Annotated in this window: 1 protein-coding gene; it reads right to left on the bottom strand. The window is 35.1% G+C overall.

Going from position 1 to position 824, the window contains the following annotated elements:
* Positions 1 to 36: 36 nt before the first annotated feature.
* Positions 37 to 510 carry an NUDIX hydrolase gene (locus A372_RS0100170; protein WP_019418894.1) on the bottom strand — a complete coding sequence of 158 codons (474 nt, stop codon included), beginning with the start codon at positions 508 to 510 and terminating at the stop codon, positions 37 to 39.
* Between the last annotated feature and the right edge of the window lie 314 nt (positions 511 to 824).

Raw genomic sequence — 824 nt, forward strand, 5'->3', positions numbered from 1 at the left:
AAATCGTACCGAGGGAGTTGAACAAACTCAAGATTATTATTCGTTGTATAGCCTAGACAATAAGTTAAATGTTGGACTTACTTCCCAGGTTTCATACGGAATAAAACATTTTGCACTCATCGCATCTAGTGTACGAGATTTTTGGTTTGGGCGGGTTATATATTGGTCTATATTAGATTCGTTTAACTCAACATATCTGGCTTCTTGAATTTCTTCTGGTTGAATTTTTATTTTTCCACTCACATACTCTGCCTTAAAAACTACTGATAAAACATGCTTCGTTGTATTATAATACACGCCCGTAATACCTAGAGGGCGGATTACAATCCCAGTCTCCTCTAGAAACTCCCTATAAATAGCCACATCTAAAGGTTCGCCGACCTCAACATTACCCCCTGGCATTTCCCAAGTATCCGAACGCCAATGTGTCCTTAGTAATAAAACCTCACCTTTCTCGTTCATAACGAAAGCGGAAACAGAAACAGTATGTTTTGGCTGTTCGTGTGTCATTTGTAGTATCACCATCCCCAAATAAATATACGGTTCTTACCGTTTTAAATACTAAATGACATCTAAGTATTTTAGGTATTGAATTACAGAAAGAATTGGTTGGTCATTCAGGTCCTTTTGTTCATTCGTCTTTTCCACTATTACAATTTCTTGAACTCTCATTATGTAACTCCTTTATCTTTTCATGCTCTACAAAAGAGATTTACGCTAAAGCAACCTCCTATCTTAATAAACTATATTTACATTAATTTCAAAGTTCTATTAATCATTCTACAACAAATAAAAAAGAAGTAGTTAATAACTCAACTTTCGCA

This window comes from Paenibacillus sp. OSY-SE, assembly GCF_000283315.1.
GTDB classification, from domain to species: Bacteria; Bacillota; Bacilli; order Paenibacillales; family Paenibacillaceae; genus Paenibacillus_B; species Paenibacillus_B profundus.

Bases quoted from the DNA above. Each gene is read 5' to 3' on its own strand.
- A372_RS0100170 (WP_019418894.1), bottom strand. From the start codon at position 510: ATGACACACGAACAGCCAAAACATACTGTTTCTGTTTCCGCTTTCGTT.